Raw genomic sequence first — 19219 nt, forward strand, 5'->3', positions numbered from 1 at the left:
CAGCGCGACCTCTCGAACAGCCACGACCGAATTGGCGACGTGCGCAAGGGGCAGGGCGATCTTGCCGGGGCGCTTGTGGCCTACGAGGCGGCTCTGGCGATTCGCGAGCGACTGAGCGCCCTGGACCCGAACCATACCGAGTGGCAGCGTGACCTCGCGATCAGCCACGAGCGAATTGGCGACGTGCGCAAGGAGCAGGGGGATCTTGTCGGGGCTCGTGAATCGTTCGAAAAGGAGCTGACAATCGCTTTGCCACTCTTTGCCAAGACTGGCGCCGCAGAGGTCCCGCGTTTTCTCGGCACTGTCTACCGTCGTTTAGTTGTCGTCTGCGCGGCTCAAGGCGATTGGCAGGCTGCGCTTGAGTATGGACGCGAGCGTGTGGCGCAGAGTCGCCGTGCGGCCGATCCGGCCGATTTGGCGTGTGCGCTAGGCACTCAATCCTACTGCTTGTTGCTGGATCGTCAATTCCAGGCCGCGATCACCGCCGCTGAGGAAGCGCTGACGCTTAATCCGGGCCTGCTCTGGGTGGTGACGAATCAGGCCCACGGCTATCTGCTCACCGAACAGTTCGACCGGGCGCAGGCCATCTATCAGAACCACGCGACGGAAATGGTGCGTGAGGGTCAGACCTTCGCTCAGGTGGTGCTGGACGACTTCGATGCCTTGCGTGAGCAAGGCATCGACCATCCCATGATGGAGGATATCGCTGACTTGTTCAGGCAGTCCGTTCCACTTGACGCTGAAGCGAAATAGCCTATTTCGATTGCTTGTCCTTGATTGAGAGGTTGGACCGCGAAAGGCACATTGAGTGCCAATAGGTTGCCCCTGAGGTGACTTTGGCAAGCAAATTCCTAACCGCCCACACCGGCTCTCAAACAACGCTCTCGCCCGCGCAGGAAGTCCTCGTGGTGGCCCTGCGTGAGGGCCTGTTGCTGCCGCTCGACGACCTGTTGACGGTCACCCGCGAATTCATCCACCCCGAGGCCTCGCGCTCAGCGCTCGATCGTTGCTTGCGCCGCCACGGGGTCTCCAACATTAAGGCGCTGATCCCGCAGGACGCGGATACCGCGAAGCGCTTGGTGAAGACCTTCAAGGACTACGCCCCGGCTTCGTCCACGTTGACGTCAAATACCTGCCCCAGAGGCCCGATGAAGACCGCCGAAAATACCTCTTCGCGGCGATCGACCGTGCCACCCGCTGGGTCTACGTCGAGATCCTCGACGATAAGTCGGCGGCCTCGGCCAGCGGCTTTCTCGAGCGCCTTGTGAGCGCTCGCCGACGGGGCGACATCGCTTCGATCAAGTCTGCGTCAAGCACACCATCGCGCATCGCTTGATCAAACCCAGAACCTCGCAGGCCAGCGGCATGGTTGAGCGCTTCAATGGACGCATCGCCGAGGTGCCGGCCACGACACGCTTCGACTCCTACCAGAGCCTCGAGCAAACCATCACCCGCGACGTCCAGGTCTGCAACCAGCACATCCCCCAAAAAGCACTCGGGCACATTGCCCCGATTCAAGTGCTTAAAAATTGGGCCGAGAAACGCCCCGAACTACTCAAAATTCGGGGACTTGACAATCCGGATTTTCAGTCGATTACTCAAATCCACCGGATTTTAGCCGGTGGTTGTTTAGTGTCTGCATCGACGGTCTCGACGAGTCCGAGCCGCCGGACGAAAAGGGTCAGTGGCCGTTGCAGATCCTGCCTCCCGAGGGCTCCGTGCCCGAAGGTCTCTATCTGGTGCTCACCTCGCGTCCGCCGGACGCCGATGACGCCCCGTCCTTCCTGCGCGAGCGCATTGCGGCGCTCTATGGTGCCGAGGCCAGGGAAGTCGCCCTTCCTGGGACAGGCGAGGGACAAGGCGCGCATCTACAACCCTCGTCAGCGGGCGTTTGAGCCGCCAAGGTGCAAGGGACTGGATGCGCTTTGGCGAGCCCATCGGGTCCACCATGTCACTCGATCAACAGGTCCGCTCGATCTGCCCGATGCCCGGCGTGCCGTTGTTTCGTCCTCGCGGCGGATTCCCCGCTCGGTCTGGCACTCAAGCGTCAGGGTCCTCTTCCTTTGGCGGTCCATCCTGCTCGAACCGCAACAGCCCCTCGAAGGTCTCGGTCCGCACCGGCAGATCCTCCATCCGCATCTCGTCGTTGGTCATATAGACCATGCCATCGGCGGTGAGCTGGAAGTCGCAGGTGAAGAGGAACCGACCGTAGAGCACCGTGCCGTGGGGGCGCTGGAAGCCGGCGGCGTCGGTGGCGATGGCGAGCGGTTGGATCAGGCTTGCGGCCTGGTCGCGGAGGGCCGGATCCGCGTTCTCGCGCCAGGGCAGGTCGTCGGCGCTGTCCGGGATCTGAAAGCGTCCCTCGTTGGCGCGAAGGGTGCCGCAGAGGAGACGCATGTAGGCAAGCCGGCCCTCGGGGTGGGCTAGATCGGGCCGGAAGAGCGCGTTGGCGGCACCGAAGCTATGGCCCTGGCCGATCAGCGGGATCAGGCCCGCCGGGCCGTTCAGCATGGCTAGTGCGCCCCAGCGTCCGCCGCGCTCGATCAGTGCCTCGAACAGGGTCCAGCAGGGCTGGTTGTCGGTCACCCGATAGCATGAAAGCTCCAACCGGCGTAGCGCGGTGACCCGTATCCCGGCCGGATCCTCTCCGAGTGTTTGCAAGACGATCTCCAGGCGGGCAAGCAGCCTGTCGGCGGCGTCGGCATTCCCCATCGTTTTCCGCGTATCGGCGGTTGGGATCGGATGCCAGTCCCCCGGAACGATGGGAGCGGGGCGCCAGTCGGACCGATCGATCCAGGGGCCGGTCTCCAGGGCGGTCGGACGACTTTCGGCGCCGAGCGCGAGTGCCGCTGCTGTCAGCAAGCCCAAGCGTGTGAGGCCAAGATCCTCGTTGGGTCCCACCGCGCCAGCCTGGCGTAGACGTGTCAGCCATTCGGTGGCCAATGGCCGTGCCTCGCGGTAACAGGCGATGGCCTGGTCCGGATCCCCGTTGGCGTGGTGCGCCTGACCGAGCCGCTGAAGCGATCCGATCAGGTCGCGGGCGAGATCGCTGCGCGCGGGCTCCTTGGCGTGGAGGTCTTTGCGGATGTCGAGGGCCTGCTGGAAGAGCGCGAGGGCCTCCTCGCCGCGCCCGAGGTCGCCCAGGGCGTCGCCGATCCGCTCGTAGGAGATGGAGAGGTCGCGGGCGAGATCGCTGCGCGCGGGCTCCTTGGCGTGGAGGTCGCGGGCGATGTCGAGGCCCTGCTGGAAGAGCGCGAGGGCCTCCTCGCCGCGCCCGAGGGAGCGCAGGGTGTCGCCGAGCTGGTTGTAGGAGACCGAGAGGTCGCGGGCGAGATCGTTGCACGCGGGCTCCTTGGCGTGGAGCGGTGCAAGGATCGAAAGGGCGGTCTCGAACAGAACGCGCCTGCGGCCTTCGGTCACCAGTCCCTCGGTCTGCTCCGAGACGGAATAGATCAGCGAGCGGGCGAACCATTGGCGCCCCTGCGTATCCAGGGCGGCGGCGATTCGGTCGAGCCGGTCGGCGTCCGGTGGTCTGTCTCCGAGCAGACGCGTGGCCAGCATGCGCTCGAAGGCCCGGCGCGGGACCTCGGTCGGGCCGACGAAGGGCGCCAGCTCGGCGAGGCGGTCCTGATCCCAGAGGTGTCCGGCGATCTGGGCGAGGGCACCCTCCAGGTCCTGCGACTGGGGTAGCGCGAGCCAACCGGCCAGGGAGGCCGGGGCGATGGCCGGGTCACGCTGCAGCAGGCGGCGAGAGAGCAGTTGCTCGCGCAGGCGCTGGAAGGGGATGCGGTAGCCGCTGCCGTCGGCGCTGGCGCGCTGCACCAGGATGCCGGCGGCGAGCCCGGTCTCGATCGGGGTGTCGCGCAGCCGCCGTTGCGCTTGGGTGTGGTGGCGCTCCCAGTCGTCGGTCAGCTCGCAGACGTCGGCGTCGTCGAGCTCGCTGCGGCCGGTTTCGAGCAGGCGGTCGAGCACGACGGCCAGGCCGGCGGCAAGGGCGGGGAAGCGGGCGTCGCTCGCGTCCAGATAGGCGCGGAAGAGGTCGTCCTCGCCGGCGATGGGCGCGGCTTCGCGATCTCGGAAGGTTTCCATCCAGAGGTGCAGATAGAGCGGGCGGCACAGCAGGTGCGTGCGGGTGCGGGGTGGGAGCTGGTCCCATGGGCTGAGACAGGCGGGTGCGCCCTCGGCGGTCTGGTAGCGGGCATAGACGGTGGCGGCCTCGGGCTCGGTGAATGCGGGGACGCGCCAGGCCGGTAGCGGGTCGGTGCGGACCGGCTCGCCCGCGGTCGCGGCCGGGGGCGGCAGGAAGCAGTCGCGCAATGGCTCGAAGGGATTGGCCTGGGTGGTGCCCAGGCGTCCGCGCCAGACGGCGAGGAATTCCTCGCGCAGCGCGATGACGACGCGCAGCCATGGATGGTCCCGGGTCAGGCGGACCAGCTCCAGGGCCTCGGCGAGCCGGGCGCGCGGCTCGGGTGCCTCGTTGAGGGCATCGAGCAGGATCACCAGACGCCGGCCCGGTACCTTGTCCTCGTTGCGGCGATGCGCGAGGGCGGTGAGGAGGGATTGAAAGTCGGCGAGCTGGGGGTCGTTCAGGTCGAGGCCGATCTTGTGCATCAGGTTGACACAGAGCAGATTGGCGCCGGGCAGGTCCGGGCTCAGGGTGTCGCCGCGCAGCAGCAGGATGAGGTTCTGATCCTGACCGGCGGCCTTTTTGCCCTGTCCCCGGCCCCTGTCCGCATGCTCCAGCAGACGGCGGCCGAGGTCGCAGAGCAGGGCTGACTTGCCGGTGCCGGCCGCGCCGGTGAGCAGCAGGGCGCCGGGCACGCCGGTCTTCTCGGGGGCGGTCGTCAGCTCCCAGAGCGGGCGGCTCAGGGTCGGGCGGTCCAGATAGGCGGCGGGGATGTATTTGGTGCCGAGCATGTCGCCGACGGTGCGGCGGCTGTAGTCGTTGACGCTGTCGCGAATGGTCCAGGGCGCCAACTCGTCGCGGGTGATCCGCCAACGGACTTGGCGGGCGTCGAGCAGCGTGCGCAGCCGCTCGCCAGCGGCGCAGCTCGCGGGGAAGAGGACGCGGCGGACGGTCTCGGGGTCGGCGTCGTCGAGCGGCAGACGGCGGCTGTCGCCCAGATAATAGATGGTGCGGCGCGCGAAGCCGCTGTCGGCGTCCTTGAGATAGTAGCCGTCGAGCAGCCGCAGCGGCTCGCCTTCCAGGTGGCCATGACAGAGCGGGAACAGGGCCTGGACGCGCCCATCCGGGGCGCACATCACGACCGGAGACAGCGCCAGTGCGTCGCCGAGCGCGGGGTTCTCGCTCAAATCGAGGGTATGGGTCTCGGGCGTGGCGGATCCGCGCAGCTCGCGCAGCGGTACGGCGTCCAGCTCGGACGCCTCGACGTTCAGGTCGGCGTCGGTGGCGACGAGTCGATAGTCGGCGAGGAAACCGAAATGGTCGAGCAGCCGGTCCAGTGCCGGGCGGTAGAGCGTCAGGTCGTCGCGGCAGACGTCGTCGGCGGTCTGGCCGGAGTGGGCGGTGTGGTTGCGCAGGGCCAGGAAGGCGTCCCAGAGGTCGAGATCCTGCCAGCGCAGCATGTGGCGGTTGTCACGGAAGCCGTAGTCGCGGGGGATGTCGATCCGGTCCGTCTTGATCGCGGCCATGGCTGGGAGGAATCCAGGCATGAAGTCCAACCCGAGCAGCTCGGCCCGTTTGCTGAGACTCTGGAGGAGTGCGATCCAGTCGGAGAAATAGGGCGAGCGCAAACGGGCGATGGTGCTGGCGAGCTTCGCGCGCGAGCGCTCGGCCTCGGGGGTCTGGGCGCGCTCCGGCAAGGGGGCGATCAGATACTGGCCTAGCAGCGTCAGCCCGACCGTGCGCATGAGCTGGTAGACGCTGAAATAGAGCGCCTCCTGGCGAAGCTGGAGCGAGGCGGCGGGGTCGTCCAGGGCGGCGTAGGCACGGGCGATGGGGTAGGGAAAACGGGTGCGGACCTGCTCGGCTGCGTCCATGTCTCGGCTCCTCGGCGGACTGTCGCGGTCTGGGTTCGGGGCCACAGTGTGGCACCGACGCTGCGCCTATGACATGTCATTTTTCCTCGTCGCGGTGATATGGACCTCCGATCGCGAACGGTCACCGCTCGGAGGGACGGTTGTCGCTCGCCTCCGATGGACGCTTGTGCCAGAGTGACTTCAGGCGCCGCCTATAGAAGGTGATCTGAGCCTTGTGAAAGGGTGTTGCCCGCTGGGTGGCTTTGATGTCGATGACTTGGAACTGCGGATCGGGGCCGCTGCGATCGATCCTGACCAAGTCAGCGTAGGAGCGTCGGAGGATCACATCATCGGTCAGTTTGAGACGGTCGCGTAGCGAAGTGCTCGGCTCGAGGATCAGTAGGTAGGCATATTCGTCGCGTCGTCTGCCCTGGAGAAAGGCAGCGGAAAGGGCCTGTGAGAGGTAATCTTCGCCGATCGCCGGCCCAAGCACCGCAGCCTCGTTTGCCAAACGGGCTACGATTGCGCGTTCAAACTGATTGCCCAGTTGCGCCCAGGGCGGCGTCACCAAATCCCGCAAGATGGGTATCTCGTCGCGTTCCTTGCTCGAGAGCGTTGCTGGTGGCTTGTCCCTGGCGCACGTGGGCGGCGGATTGGATTTGCATCAGTAGCACGCTGCGGCTCCAGCCATGCTCGACGGCGGCGCGCATGTACCACTGGCGAGCGTCAGTCTCCTTCACCTTCTCCATCAGCAGGGCATGGTGTCCCCATGGGAGTGCCTGGATCAGGCCTGTCGTGAAGAGTGCCGCAGGCTGTGGCACTTTTCCGGAGGGCTCGGCTGAGGGTTCCGTTTGTGCCACGGTCAGTGGCACGAATTCCAGGGTCGGATAGGCGCGGTAGAATGCCAGCATGCGCTTGATGTTGCGTTCGGAGAAGCCCTTCTCCTCGGGTAGCTCATTGTGCAGGTCACGCGCGAGACGCGGAATCACGCCCGTTCCCCAACCTTCCTGCCGCTGCCGCGCGTCGATCAAGGCTCCGATCTCCCAGTAAAGGCGGATCAGCTCGGCATTCACCGAGAGCCAGGCCTTGGTTTGGGAATGGCGGATGCGCTGCTTGATGTCGGCCAGCAGGCTGGCGTATTGGATTGAAACGGGGTTGGTCGGGCTCATGCGCTCGTCTCGTGCTGACTGGGGTGCGGTAGGCTCAAGGGGGCCGTCGCTGGGACCTCGGTTCGCGGCTTGGATGCACGACAAGGTCGCATCGCAAGGATGAGTTGACACCGCTCGGCATTTAGATGGAATGCAGCCCCATCTTAGCGCACTGGCGCAAGGCAGCTGTCACGAGACCCGATTCTCTACCCGCGGACCGCTCCGTATAACGCGGTCGGGCCAACTGGCCCTACGCCGGCTTGGGTGAACAAAATATCCGATTCAGCGTCGAGTCGTGCACTGTCGCATAGCCCCCCAGACTCGGCGACTGCTAGGCCACGCACACCAGCGCCTCGCCCCCTGGCTCGCTCGAGTGGGGATCACGAACGGTCACTGTTCGGAAGGACAGTTGATCGCTCGCCTTGAACCGTTCCCTGTGCCAGAGTGATCTCAAACACCACCTGTCAGGCGGACTGAGGCGCATCGCAGAGTCTACCGGACAGCTGGCCGACAGCATTCTGACACGACCCGCCTTCGGGCAGGTCGTCCCATCGCGGGCGGACGCGATCCATAAGACTCCGCGCATCACCCGGCCAGGCGCCGATCATCCATCCACCCCCAGGGGACTCGTGCCCCCGGGGGGCGGTGTCCCTGACGCTTTGGAGGCACCATGAGCTCGTCCAAATCCGCTTCAGCCACGCTTCCCGCCTGCCGGCTGGCCGCCAGTCTGCAGATGCTGGTCGACAACGGCCTGGATCCCGCCACCTGGCAGGTCCTGGTCGACTCCATCTTCCCCACGGCCAAGACGGTCGAAGGGGTGCTGTTGGCCGTGCGCTACTGCCAGGCGCGCGGACTCGACATCATGAAACGTCCGGTGCATATCGTGCCCATGTGGAATCGCAGTCTCGGACGCGAGGTCGAGACCGTCTGGCCCGGCATCGCCGAGGTCCAGACCACTGCCGCGCGCACCGGCCAATGGGCCGGCATGGATCCGGCACGCTTCGGACCCGAGCTGACCCAGACCTTCAGCGGTCGCATCAAGACCGACGACGGCTGGCAGGAACAGCAGGTCAGCGTGACCTTTCCCAGCTGGTGCGAGGTCACCGTCTACCGCCTGCTCGGCGGTGAACGCTGTCCCTTCACCGAGACCGTGTTCTGGGAGGAAACCTACGCCCGTCAGGGCGGGGGCGAGCTGCCGACAGCCATGTGGATCAAGCGTCCGCGCGGTCAGCTGCTCAAATGCGCCAAGGCCGCCAGCCTGCGTGCCGCCTTTCCGGAGGAGGCCGGCTATACCGCCGAGGAGATGGCCGGACGCAACCTGGAGGTCGAACTGGATCCGGCCACGCTGATGCGGATCGAGGCCGGCGATGTCGGCGGGCCCGCATCCGCAGAGGGCGCCGATCCCGTGCCGCCACCCAACCTGGACGAGGCGACCCAGTCCCAGATCGAGGGCCTGATCCAGCGCGCCGCCCGCAGTCGTGCCTGGGCCTCGGCCCACGACTACTTCAAGGGGCGCTTCAAGGGCGAGGTGCTCGTCTATGCCCTGGCCGAGCTGGCCCGCGCCGAACAGCAGGAACGCCGGACGGCCCAGGCCGCCTGATCCCATCCACGACCATCCGGTCCACGCCCGGGGGACATCCATCCCCTGGGGCGGGTGTCCCCCCTTGCCTGGAGACATCCGCATGAAGATCGTCAACCTCTCACAACGCAGCCCCGAGTGGCTCGCCTGGCGTGCCCAGGGCGTCACCGCCTCCGAGGCAGCCGCCATCCTAGGGCGCTCGCCCTATCAGACGCCCTGGCGTCTCTGGGCCGAGAAGACCGGGCTCTGTGCGCCGCCCGATCTGTCGCAGAACCCCTTCGTCCAGCGCGGCATCCAGTGCGAGGACCGCGCACGGCGCGGCTTCGAGGATCGGCACCAGACCTGGCTGCTGCCGGTGTGCGCCGAGTCCGAGCGCCATCCGGTCCTGCGCTGTTCCTTCGACGGCCTCACCGAGTCCGGCGAGCCCGTCGAGCTCAAGATCCCGGGGCAGAAGACCTGGGACGCCGTGGCCCGGGAGCAGCAGGAGAGCCTGGCCTACCGCCTTTACTGGGTGCAGGTGCAGTTCCAGTGCTACGTGGCCGAGGCGGAGCGCGGCTGGCTGGTGTTCGATCCGGTCCGCTCCGGTGTCCATCCGCTCGAGTTCGAGATCCTCCGCGATGCGGACTTCATCGAACGAGAGCTGATCCCGGCCTGTCTGCGCTTTGCCGAGATGATCGCCACCGGTCAGGCCCCCTTGCCGGATCCGGTCCGTGATCGGTACGTCCCTCAAGGGGACCAGCAGATCGCCTGGCAACGCCAGGCCCACGCCTGGCGCACCGCCGAGGCCGAGGGTCGGCGCTTGGAGGCCGCACTCAAGGGAGTCAAAGCGCGGCTGAGCGAGGCCCAGTCGGGTCTGGTCCAGCTGATGGGCGAGTACCTCCTGGCCGACCGGGACGGGGTGCAGGTGCTGCGCTATCGCCAACGCGGCAGCGTCGACTACCCGGCCGTCCTCGAGGCGATCGCCCCGGATCTGGATCCCCAGGTCCTGGAGGCGCATCGACGCCCGAGCACGACGCGGGTCAAGGTGACCCTCGAGGCCCGGGCAGAGGAGGGCGCCGCGACCGAAGGGGCTCAGTCGGTTGAGGTCAACCCGAATCCGGCTTCGTCCCCGCCCAAAGGCCGTCGGCGTCAGGGCGTCACGTCCGCCGCCGTGGGCAGCGCCCACGAGGCCGACATCGTCTTCGGCTATTTCTGAGCGCCGACCAACAGGAGCGGGCCGCCGCGAGGCGCCCGCTCCCTGCCGTCCAGGAGGTCTGTCCCTTGAGGATCCACGCGAGCCTCAACGGAGAGACTTTCCGTGGCTGTTCTTCGTGAACGACCACTCCATCGCCGGCGCGGGCGATCCACAAGCAACGCGCGCATCACCGCCCGGATCCGATCCGGCATTCCACCACCCCGAGGGGAGCTCCATCCCCGTGGGGACGGCGTCTCTCCCTCATCCGGAGACGACGCATGACCACACAACCGTTCAATGTCGCCCAGGCCTTCGGCGTCAATGCCCCCAAGGGGCTCAGCATCGAGGGCTTCGCGGATGCCGGTCATCCGCAGATCCCCCCGGCGACGCCCTATGTGTTTCGCCAGGGGCTCGCGGGGATCATCGCCTTTCTGCGCGATCCCGTCGGCGATGCCTTCCTGCTCACCGGTCCGACCGGCAGCGGCAAGACCTCGCTCGTTTGTCAGGTCGCCAACCGGCTCAACTGGCCGGTCCAGTCCGTGACCTGTCACGGGCGCATGGAGCTGTCCGATCTGGTCGGGCAGTTCGTGCTCTGCGAGGGCTCGACCCGCTTCGTCCACGGTCCCCTGGCCATGGCGCTGCGCGAGGGCCACATCCTGCTCCTCAACGAGATCGACCTCATGGACCCGGCCGAGCTCGCGGGACTCAACGACGTGATCGAGGGTCAGCCCCTGGTCATCCCCCAGAACGGCGGGGAGGTCATCCGGCCTCACCCCAAGTTCCGGGTCTTCGCCACCGGCAACTCGGCCGGGGCGGGCGATACCACCGGGCTCTACCAAGGTGTGCTGCGTCAGAACCTGGCCTTTCTCGACCGCTTCCGGGTGCTGCAGGTCGGCTATCTGGAGCCCGAGATCGAGCTGGGGGTGCTGGAACGCGCCGTGCCCAGCCTGCCGAGCGAGGTCGGCACCAAGCTGATCGCGGTCGCCAACGAGGTCCGCCGCCTGTTCATGGGCGAGGCCGATGCCGGGGCTGAACTGACGGTGACGCTCTCGACCCGCACCCTGGTGCGCTGGGCCCGCCTGGCGCTGACCTTTCGCGGCGCACCCCAGCCGATCCGCTTCGCCCTCGAGCAGGCGCTCACCGCCCGGGCCGATCCCGAGCAGCGCGAGGCCATCCATCGTATCGCCGCCGACGTGATGGGCGATCTATGGCTGGGTGGCACCCCGGCCTGAGCGTTCCTTTCACGCCCTCCACCGAGGGCTTCAACCCACTGACCGCTGGGCGTCCGCGACGGCCCGGCCGGGCGGTGCGGGCGCCCTCAGGTCCGGAGACATCCGATGCATCAGACTCACACCGACACCAGCCCGGTCATCACCCTCACCGAGGCCATGACCCTGATCTCGCTTTCGGTCGCCATCTGGGGCGGGCGCAAGCGTCTCCGGCCCGAGGATCTCGGGCTCGGCGACCAGGCCATTCCCTCCGACGAACTGGTCCACTGGGGCTCCAAGCGCATCTGCAATCCCGAAGCGCTGCGGGTCTTCCACACCCTCAAGGGCCAGGCCGAGCGGGCCTGTCTCAAGGTCGGGACTCGTTTTCTCGGGGGCTTTCTGGTCCCCAACGATCAGGTCCCAGGGTTGAGCGCGGAGCTGGAGCGCTTCAAGGTCCGCTTCGAACAGGAGGTCCAGTCCTTTCTCGCCGGTTACGACCACGAGATCGCCGACTGGATCGCGCGTCATCCGCACTGGGAGCGGCAGTTGCGCGAGGCGGTCGAGCCCGCGCAGCGGGTCGCCGGGCGCTTCGCCTTTCGCTACCGCCCCCTGGTCATCCGCCCCGCAGAGGATCATCCGGGCACCCTGGCCGAGGACGCCGCCGAGATCGGTGGCTCCATCTTCCACGAGATCGCGCAGATCGCGCGGGATCTGGAGAAGAGCCTGGTCGGCCAGACGCAGATGAGCCAGCGGGCACTCGGCACCTTGCGCCGGGTGCGCGACAAGCTGGCGGTGCTGTCCTTCGTCGATCCGCGCATTCCACCGGTGCTCGAGCCCCTGGAGGACTTCCTGCACCGGGTCCCGCGTTCGGGTCCCATCACCGGAGAGCTGTTTCGCGAGGGCTTCGGGCTATGGCTGCTGCTCAGCGACGAGGATCGTCTGGCGCGGCACGGGGCCGGGATTCTGGCCGGCGAGGCCGAGGACAGCTCCGCCGATCAGGAGGACACCACAACCGCGGAGGAGGGCGGTACATCCGAGCTCGAGGTCTTCGCCATTCCGGGACCCGATCCCGAAGTGATGCCGGCTCCACCGCTGGACCGGCACCTGCCCGAGGGCATGCCGGTTCCCCCTGAGTCCCATGAACGGCTCGAGGAGGACTGCTTCTTCTGACCATCCACCGGCCCGTCAGGGGCCATTCAACCCGGGCCGATCCTCGGATCGGCCCTTTCCCCACCGGGGCACGTCTCGCCCCGCTGGGGCGAGTGTGCCTCCCCAGACTGGAGCCACACCATGCACAGCACCACGCTCAAGCACGCCATGCCGATCGTCGCCACCGCCCTGGGACGCCGGTTCGGCGTACAGGTCCGGGTCGGCGGCGATCAGGCCGCAACCGACGGACAGACCATCTGGCTGCCGGATCTGCCGGCGGATTCCCGGCTGCGCCCGGTCGCCTGGGGGCTGCTGGCCCACGAGGCGAGCCATGTCCGTCATACCGACATGGCGATCTTTCAGGCCGTGGCCCGGGAATCGCCGCTGCGCCGCCACCTGCTGAACCTGCTCGAGGACATCCGCATCGAGCTGGCCATCCGCCGCGACTATCCCGGCACCGAGTCCAGTCTGGCGCGGGTGATCGAATGGATGCTGGCGGAGGGGCATCTGGATCCGCCCGATCCCAGCGACCATCCGGCCCGCATCCTCACAGCGTCGCTGCTGCTGATCCTGCGCCATCGGGTGCTGGGGCAGCAGGCGCTCACCCAAGCGGCCCAGGAGTCCGAGCGGGTGCTGCGTCAGACCCTTCCCGCCGCGCGCGTGCATCGGCTCCTGGGCCTGCCGACCGAGGTGCGGGGATTAGGCTCGACGGCCGAGGCGGCGAGCCTGGCCGAGCGGATCCAGCAACTGCTGGAACCGGATAGGACCGCGTCTCAACCCGAGGCGGCAGAGCGGCCGGCAAGCTCAGACCCTGAAGCAGGCGCCGCGAATACCGAAACTGAGGCGGGTGAATGCCCGGCGCATCCCAGTCCTGATCAAGCATCCGGCGAGGTCGGTGATGGGGCGTCTGACACCGAAGCCCGCGCGTCGTCGCAGACCGAGGCAGAGGCAGACCCAGAGGGGCCAGCGGCGAACGCCGGATCTATTGCAGCGGATGCGAACCACTCGGACTCGGACGATCTCCTCCAGCGTGTCATCGGTGCCGGCGAGGGCGATCTGGGCGACGACCTGTTCGCCAGCGTGCGCCAGGTCCTGGCCACCGAGTCGGGAGCGGGCGGCGCGAGGCCGTCCAGACTCCCGATCCCGGAGGATCCCCCCTGTCATCGGCCGTTCGGAGAGGACCTCCTGCGGCAGGTGGACGGCACCTCGCGGGTGCTGGTCGCCCGGCTCCTGGGGCTGGTGCAGTCGAGCCGGATGGACCGCCCCCATGCGGTCTGTCGCGGTCGGCGGTTGGTTCCGGCACGGCTGCATCGGGCTGGGGTCGGGGATGCCCGGCTGTTCGTCCGGCGTCGCTCACGGATCGCCCCAAACACGGCCTTCCATCTGCTGGTGGACCTGTCGGGCTCGATGAACAACCCGACCCCGTCGGGACAGCGGGCCTTCCGCGTGGCCCTGGAATCGGCCCTGGCGGTCGCCTTGGCCCTGGAGCGCATTCCCGGCGTCACGGTGGCGGTCAGCGCCTTTCCGGGGCTCGGGGGCGACACTGGGCGGATCACCCGGCTGGTCCAGCACGGACAGTCGGTCCGTCAGCGTGCCGGGGCCTTCCAGCAAGGGCCGCGCGGCGGTACGCCGCTCGCCCAGGCGCTCTGGTTCGCCGCGGCGGATCTGACCCTGCGATCCGAGCCCCGGCGACTCATCCTGGTGATGACCGACGGGGTGCCCAACGACTGGGCCACCGCCGTCGAGATCCTCGGCCTCTGCGAGGCTGGCGGGATCGAGCCGGTCGGGATCGGCATCGGCTGCGATGTCTCGACGCTGTTCTCTGTCGGGACGCGTGTGGAGGAGGCCGGGGCGCTGAAGCAGACGCTGTTCGGCCTGGCCGAGCGGCTGCTGGTCTGAGGCCGCGACGAGGGCCGATTTCAAACCATCCATTCCGGTGCACACCGGATTCACGCCTGGGGCGGTCCTTTCTCCGGAAAGGACCGCCCCAGGCTCCTGGACTTTCCCTACAGATTTCTGTCGGCGCCCTCGTGGGTGCCACCCATCGCCGGCGGAGGCGATTCATCAAGCGTCCGCGCACCACCGGCCGGTCATCCCGGCTGTCCACCACCCACTGGGGAGCGTTCCGACTCCCTTGGGGCGGCGCGTCTTCCCCCTGTCTCAGGAGAAGAGTATGTCCACCCCATCCAGCCAGGGTGCGTTGCGCCTCGTCTCGCGGGGAAGCATCGCGATCGACCGCGTCCGCGCCGAAGAGGACCGTCTCATCCATCAGGCGATGGGAATCCTGGAACGGCGCATGCGGCGCGTCCAGGATCCGCAGGCCCTGACCGCACCGGCCCTGGCGCATCGGTATCTGCAGCTGCGTCTCGGGACCCGTGAGCATGAGGTCTTCGGGGCCATTTGGCTCGACCAACGGCATCGGGTGCTTGGGATCGAGGAGCTGTTCCGTGGCACCATCGACGGGGCCAGCGTGCATCCCCGTGAGGTCGTCAAGCAGGCGTTACGCATCAATGCTGCGGCCTGCATCCTGTTCCACAATCATCCCAGCGGTCTCAGTGAGCCCAGCTCGAGCGATCGGGCTATCACCGGCCGGCTGAAAGATGCCCTGGCACTCATGGGCGTTCGCCTGCTCGATCACCTGATCGTCGGCGAAGACTGTCTGTCGATGGCCGAGCATGGATTGCTCTGAATCGAGGCGCGCCTGTGCATGACACCCCCGATCCCAACCAGGGGTGTTCGTGCCAGGCGTCTGCCGTTGCATGCGCCGTTTATGCCTGTCCAGGATCGGAAAAGACACGATCCAGCTGTGCCCACAATTCCTGCTTGACCTTGCGCAGGCGCATGCGAGGCATGAGCCCCAGCGTCGCGATGGCCTCGTCGAAGGTCCAGCGCTGCTTGAGCATCTGCTCGATGTCCTGGCCGAAGGTGTGGCTGGTGTAGCGGTGCAGGGTCACCCAGCCGATCACGCGTGCAGCGTGCAGCTCGAACAGACCCAGCGCATGGATCGGCCGCTGATGATGCTCCAGCGCTCCCAGATGGCCATTGAGCCAGACCAGGGTCGGCACCCGCGTCTGCTCCAGGATCAGCTTGGTGCTGCGCAGGGTCTCCAGGGTATCGGCGCCGCCGGCGATCACCGAGTTGATGACCACCCGCACCCCCAGTCCCTCCAGCACCGCGAAGAGATCGTTCTCGATCGCATAGGCCATGAAGGGCTGAAACCCATTGCTGCCGACATCGACGACGAAGGGGGTCGCCGACTCGGCTGAGGACAGGCGTTCGACCAGCTGATCGAAGGCGCGCGGATTGACCACATGCTCCTCGGCGAGCTGGAGATAATCGCACTTGAGCGGCTCATAGCGCAGCAGGGTCGGATTGGTGGCATCGGTATCGATGCAGCGCACCGGCTGGCCCGATTCGAGCAGATACTGGGCGAGGATGGAGGAGACATAGCTCTTCCCGACCCCGCCCTTGGCTTGCAGCGTGATGTAGAGGATCGACATGGTGGGTCTCCTTGATGGGGGGCAATGAAGCAGGATGCGATGCCGGGGCTAATGGATGTCCTCGTCATCCGCGAGCGGATCCCAGTGCAGGGTGGCTGGCGGAGACGCGGGATGTCGTGAGCCTGGGGAGGGCGCGGAACCCGGGATGGGCGTGGGTAACACGGTTGGCTGCGGTCGCAGCCGGGCAAGATAGCGGCGGAACTGGCGCAGGCTCATGGGCGGGGGATGGCCGGCCTCGACCAAGGCCCGGTAGAGATCGATCCCCGTATAGCCGGCATTCAGTGCCGCCAGGATCGCTTCCGTATTGGCCTGGATGAAGGCCGATGGGCGGGGCGAGCGATCGGCCGTCATCGCCGTGAGGCGACTCAGGATCTGATCTGGGTCGGCGGATGTGGGCATGGGATGTCTCCTGTCGTCTGTCGCTAGCGGTCCGTGCCGGTCCCGGCCTGTCCCGGGCCGACCGCTGGCCGTCTCCGGGAGCGGCCCTACGTTGGCGCCGCCCGTCCCAAGGCGGTCCTCGCGCATCCCTCGCTGACCGCCGCTGTCCCTTCCGGTCCCACCTCGACACCGCCGGTCTGTGACGGGATGCCGCCGGATCTTAGGGGTGGCTGGTTCTGCTGTCTGGCCAATACGGTCTTCCCGTCCAGGCACCGTTAGGGCCTGACAGGGTGCTGGGACACTCGATAGGCTGACGCCTTGGTCCGTGCCCTCTGTTGGCCGGGCTTCATAGGGGGAAATCCAAATCTGGATCGGTGGGGGTGAAACAGGAGCCGGGTTTCACCCAGATAGATGGGTGAAAACGGCCATGAGAGGCGAGGGTGCATGAGTGGACACTCGACACAGTGGACAGAAGAATGGGATCTGGAAGACGTCGCCCTGCCGGAGGATTCCAATCCGTCGGTGGCGCTCGAGTCGGTCTGTCTGGGGATCCTCGATCAGTTGCATGCCGAGGCGGAACGGTTGGCGACCGGATTCATGGAAGCGATGCTGCAGGCGCGCGAATCACACCCCTACCAGGAGCGCGGCTCGATCGGGGTGCGGGTGCGGCGATCCCCCTCGCCGCGTTCGGCACCGGGCGTGTTCATGATCGAATGGTTCCGGGTGCGGGGTCCTCGGCGGACCGAGTACATCCCGCGTGGGGCAGGGCACCGCTATCCCCCGCGCGCCTTTGGCCGGACCGAGCCCTGGGAGCGGGAGCTGATCGAGACCTATGAGCCGCGCTTCGCCGAGATCCGTGCCTTGCTGCACCAGATCGCGATGCTGCGTCGTCAGGCGCGTCACCTGACCGACGCCGTTGGAAGGTGGGAAGGCATCAGAAACCGATATTGAGATGAAGTCAGGCGATGTCTTCACAGGAGCATGGCGGAGCTCCTGTCCAAGTTCCTCGGCGTCGAAGAGGGCTCAAAATCGAACCTCGAGCGAGGCCATATAGCTCCGCTCTCCCAACTTCAGATCCTGCGGCAGTGCTGTTCCGGGCGATGCCTCGTAGAGATGGCCGTTGAGCAGGTTGCGGATGTCGAGCTGCACCGAGATCTGCTTGTTCAGATCCTGACGGACCAGCAGATCGAGTTGGCCATATTCAGGCGCCTCGTCACGACTGTCCTCGGCCACCCGGGCGCGGTCGCCGACGTACAGACCCTGGAGGTTGAAGAAGGTGCGGCCCAGCTGGTACTGGAGTGATCCGTAGAGTCGGTGATGTGGACTGAAGCCGGCGTCCTTGCCGGTCGTCTCGTCGGTGTTGAACTGATAGGCGTACCAGCCGCGTGCGCTCAGATGGCGGGTGAGCCGCCAGCGCCACTCGAATTCCGCGCCCTGTCCGACCTGGCGTCCGACGTTCTCCGGCTCGGCATAGAGCCCGCGATCCTGCAGCCGGATCTGGTCCCGCGTCTCATGGCGAAAGAGGTTGAGGCCCAAATCCAGGCGCGGATGCGGCTGGTAGCTCAGACCCAGTTCCAGTGTGCGCAGTCGCTCGGGCTCCAGGGCCGGGTTGGCCCGATAGACCGGCAGCAAGCCGCCCTGGGCTTCGAGCTGGGTCGGCGCCCGGAATCCCTCGCCATAGAGCAGCTTCAGCGTCCATTCGGGCAGCGGCGTCCACACCAGCACGGCGCGCGGACTGAACTGGGTCCCGAGGTCGGAATAGGCATCGAGACGCACGCCCCAGGTGAGCGACCATTTCGGCGCGATGAGCCATTCGTCCTGGACATAGGCCGAGAGCAGACGGCGTCGTTCCTGCGAATCGGACGCCTGGGTGGCATGGAGAAGCGTCTGTGCAACATCCCGCAGAGACACCCCGGAGCCATCGCCTGTGCCGCCGAATCCCAGGCTCAGGAGTCGCAGGAAGGCAAGATCCCGGGTGTTCAGTCCGGTCAGATCCATGGCGTCGATCCGGGAGCGGACCCGCTCGTATCCCAGCCCCGCAGTGATGAAGTGCCGGCTGTCCAAGGCATAGCGCAGGTCCGCACGCAGCCGCCAGGTCTCCTGCTCCGCCCCAGCATCGAAGCGCACGGCCTGCGCAAAGATCCCGGTGTCTGGAAACCATGTGATGTCGTTGAGCCACAGCCGCGTTTGCGCGGCATCCAGACGCAGGGTCAGGTCGAGACGGTCGCTGAAGGTCACCCGGTGGTCCAGTCGCCCTTCGGCGGTCTGCACCCGGCGCGTCCCGGTTGGGTCGATGACCCCGAGCATCCCGGCGCCCAGTTCCGACTGCATCCGCGAGAGGCGAGCCATGGCCCGGGTCCGCCCAAGACGCGCATTGAGGAGTAGTCCGAGGGTCCGAAACCCGGTGTCGAGCCGGCTTGGCGCGAGCGAGAACCCGGTGCCGAGCTGGTCGTCGATGAGTGACAGACGGTCGCCATCAAGGATAGGGGCGGGTCCATCACCGCTTCTGGCCTCGGCGCTCAGGACCAGGGTGGCGGTGTCCTGAGTCATCCCCGTCAGGAGGCGCCCCTCGCGGCTCCTCCAGGAGCCTGCTCCCATGGTGATCCGGTTCTGCTCGACCTGCTGGCGGGTGATGACATTGATCACCCCCGAGAAGGCATCGGCGCCGAACACCGAGCTGCCGGGTCCTCGGGTGACCTCAATGCGCTCGATGGCGTCGAGCGGCACCGTGCCCAGCACCGCGAGCGGATTGCCGAGCAGCCCATCGGTCTGGGGCAGACCATCAAGCAGCACCAAAAGGTTGCCCGCCCCCAGACCGGTGAAGCCGCGGACCGTCAGATTGGGGCCATAGTCGCTGTTCAGTCCCAGATGGAAGCCGGGCACCAGCCGCAGGGCCTCGACGACGGAGCGAAAGCCGCCGTCGCGGATGTCCTGGGGGCTGATCACGGTCGCCACCGCCGGGGCAGTGCGGATCGGATGTGTCCGGCCGGTGGCGATGCTCACCGTCTGCTCCGAGCCGAACAGCGCTTGGCCGCTGGTGTCGGCCAGGACCGGTGTGGCGAGGAGGCCGAGGGTACTGAACAGGAATTGTGTCTTCATCGGGC

Annotated in this window: 14 protein-coding genes and 2 pseudogenes; 10 read left to right on the forward strand and 6 right to left on the reverse strand. The window is 67.0% G+C overall.

The genetic code is table 11. The features are described from left to right. The 3 genes and pseudogenes from THIDRDRAFT_RS20060 to THIDRDRAFT_RS26430 form a co-directional block, all read left to right on the forward strand. Positions 1–753, forward strand: a pseudogene (locus THIDRDRAFT_RS20060) (hypothetical protein); the annotation flags it as partial. A gap of 101 nt (positions 754–854) precedes the next feature. Next, positions 855–1581 (forward strand): annotated as a pseudogene (locus tag THIDRDRAFT_RS26895) (transposase family protein); the annotation flags it as partial. Positions 1582–1625: 44 nt separating this feature from the next. After that, positions 1626–1895, forward strand: a complete 270-nt coding sequence (locus THIDRDRAFT_RS26430; RefSeq protein WP_040845588.1) for a hypothetical protein — start codon at positions 1626–1628, stop codon at positions 1893–1895. A 145-nt stretch (positions 1896–2040) separates the two neighbouring features. On the opposite strand, the gene THIDRDRAFT_RS20075 is transcribed toward THIDRDRAFT_RS26430, so the two are convergent. The 3 genes from THIDRDRAFT_RS20075 to THIDRDRAFT_RS20085 form a co-directional block, all read right to left on the reverse strand. After that, on the reverse strand, positions 2041–6000 hold the full coding sequence (locus THIDRDRAFT_RS20075) for a tetratricopeptide repeat protein (RefSeq protein ID WP_007042744.1): 3960 nt from the start codon (positions 5998–6000) through the stop codon (positions 2041–2043). Positions 6001–6121: 121 nt separating this feature from the next. Next, complete coding sequence (locus THIDRDRAFT_RS20080; protein ID WP_139058837.1) at positions 6122–6547, reverse strand: hypothetical protein; 426 nt, start codon at positions 6545–6547, stop codon at positions 6122–6124. Next, complete coding sequence (locus tag THIDRDRAFT_RS20085) at positions 6510–7148, reverse strand: DUF1016 N-terminal domain-containing protein (RefSeq protein ID WP_007042746.1); 639 nt, start codon at positions 7146–7148, stop codon at positions 6510–6512. Before THIDRDRAFT_RS20085 ends, THIDRDRAFT_RS20080 begins: the two co-directional genes overlap by 38 nt. A 649-nt stretch (positions 7149–7797) precedes the next feature. Between THIDRDRAFT_RS20085 and bet the strand changes: the two genes are divergently transcribed. The 6 genes from bet (at position 7798) to THIDRDRAFT_RS26900 (ending at position 14926) form a co-directional block, all read left to right on the forward strand. Continuing rightward, on the forward strand, positions 7798–8727 hold the full coding sequence (gene bet / locus THIDRDRAFT_RS20090) for a phage recombination protein Bet (protein WP_007042747.1): 930 nt from the start codon (positions 7798–7800) through the stop codon (positions 8725–8727). Between the two features lie 82 nt (positions 8728–8809). Further along, positions 8810–9901, forward strand: a complete 1092-nt coding sequence (locus THIDRDRAFT_RS20095) for a YqaJ viral recombinase family nuclease (RefSeq protein ID WP_007042748.1) — start codon at positions 8810–8812, stop codon at positions 9899–9901. A gap of 257 nt (positions 9902–10158) precedes the next feature. After that, positions 10159–11112 (forward strand): AAA family ATPase, encoded by a 954-nt coding sequence (locus tag THIDRDRAFT_RS20100; RefSeq protein ID WP_007042749.1) that lies wholly within the window; start codon positions 10159–10161, stop codon positions 11110–11112. Positions 11113–11217: 105 nt separating this feature from the next. Continuing rightward, entirely contained in the window at positions 11218–12258 is a 1041-nt protein-coding gene (locus THIDRDRAFT_RS20105) for a DUF3150 domain-containing protein (RefSeq protein ID WP_007042750.1), read from the forward strand. Between the two features lie 120 nt (positions 12259–12378). Next, positions 12379–14136 (forward strand): VWA domain-containing protein, encoded by a 1758-nt coding sequence (locus THIDRDRAFT_RS20110; RefSeq protein ID WP_007042751.1) that lies wholly within the window; start codon positions 12379–12381, stop codon positions 14134–14136. Positions 14137–14410: 274 nt separating this feature from the next. Further along, positions 14411–14926 carry a JAB domain-containing protein gene (locus THIDRDRAFT_RS26900; RefSeq protein ID WP_007042752.1) on the forward strand — a complete coding sequence of 172 codons (516 nt, stop codon included), beginning with the start codon at positions 14411–14413 and terminating at the stop codon, positions 14924–14926. A 79-nt stretch (positions 14927–15005) separates the two neighbouring features. Here the strand turns inward: THIDRDRAFT_RS26900 and THIDRDRAFT_RS20120 are convergent, their stop codons facing one another. Together THIDRDRAFT_RS20120 and THIDRDRAFT_RS20125 are read right to left on the reverse strand one after the other, a co-directional pair. Then, entirely contained in the window at positions 15006–15737 is a 732-nt protein-coding gene (locus THIDRDRAFT_RS20120; protein ID WP_007042753.1) for a nucleotide-binding protein, read from the reverse strand. A gap of 48 nt (positions 15738–15785) precedes the next feature. Further along, positions 15786–16136 carry a hypothetical protein gene (locus tag THIDRDRAFT_RS20125; protein ID WP_007042754.1) on the reverse strand — a complete coding sequence of 117 codons (351 nt, stop codon included), beginning with the start codon at positions 16134–16136 and terminating at the stop codon, positions 15786–15788. A gap of 423 nt (positions 16137–16559) precedes the next feature. On the opposite strand from THIDRDRAFT_RS20125, the gene mobI reads away from it, so the two are divergent. Beyond that, a complete protein-coding gene (mobI, locus tag THIDRDRAFT_RS20130; RefSeq protein ID WP_007042755.1) occupies positions 16560–17066 on the forward strand; it encodes a conjugative transfer protein MobI(A/C) in 507 nt (168 codons plus the stop codon). Between the two features lie 72 nt (positions 17067–17138). On the opposite strand, the gene THIDRDRAFT_RS20135 is transcribed toward mobI, so the two are convergent. Then, complete coding sequence (locus THIDRDRAFT_RS20135) at positions 17139–19214, reverse strand: TonB-dependent receptor plug domain-containing protein (protein WP_007042756.1); 2076 nt, start codon at positions 19212–19214, stop codon at positions 17139–17141. Positions 19215–19219: the final 5 nt, after the last annotated feature.

It is taken from the genome of Thiorhodococcus drewsii AZ1 (genome assembly GCF_000224065.1).
Classification (GTDB): domain Bacteria; phylum Pseudomonadota; class Gammaproteobacteria; order Chromatiales; family Chromatiaceae; genus Imhoffiella; species Imhoffiella drewsii.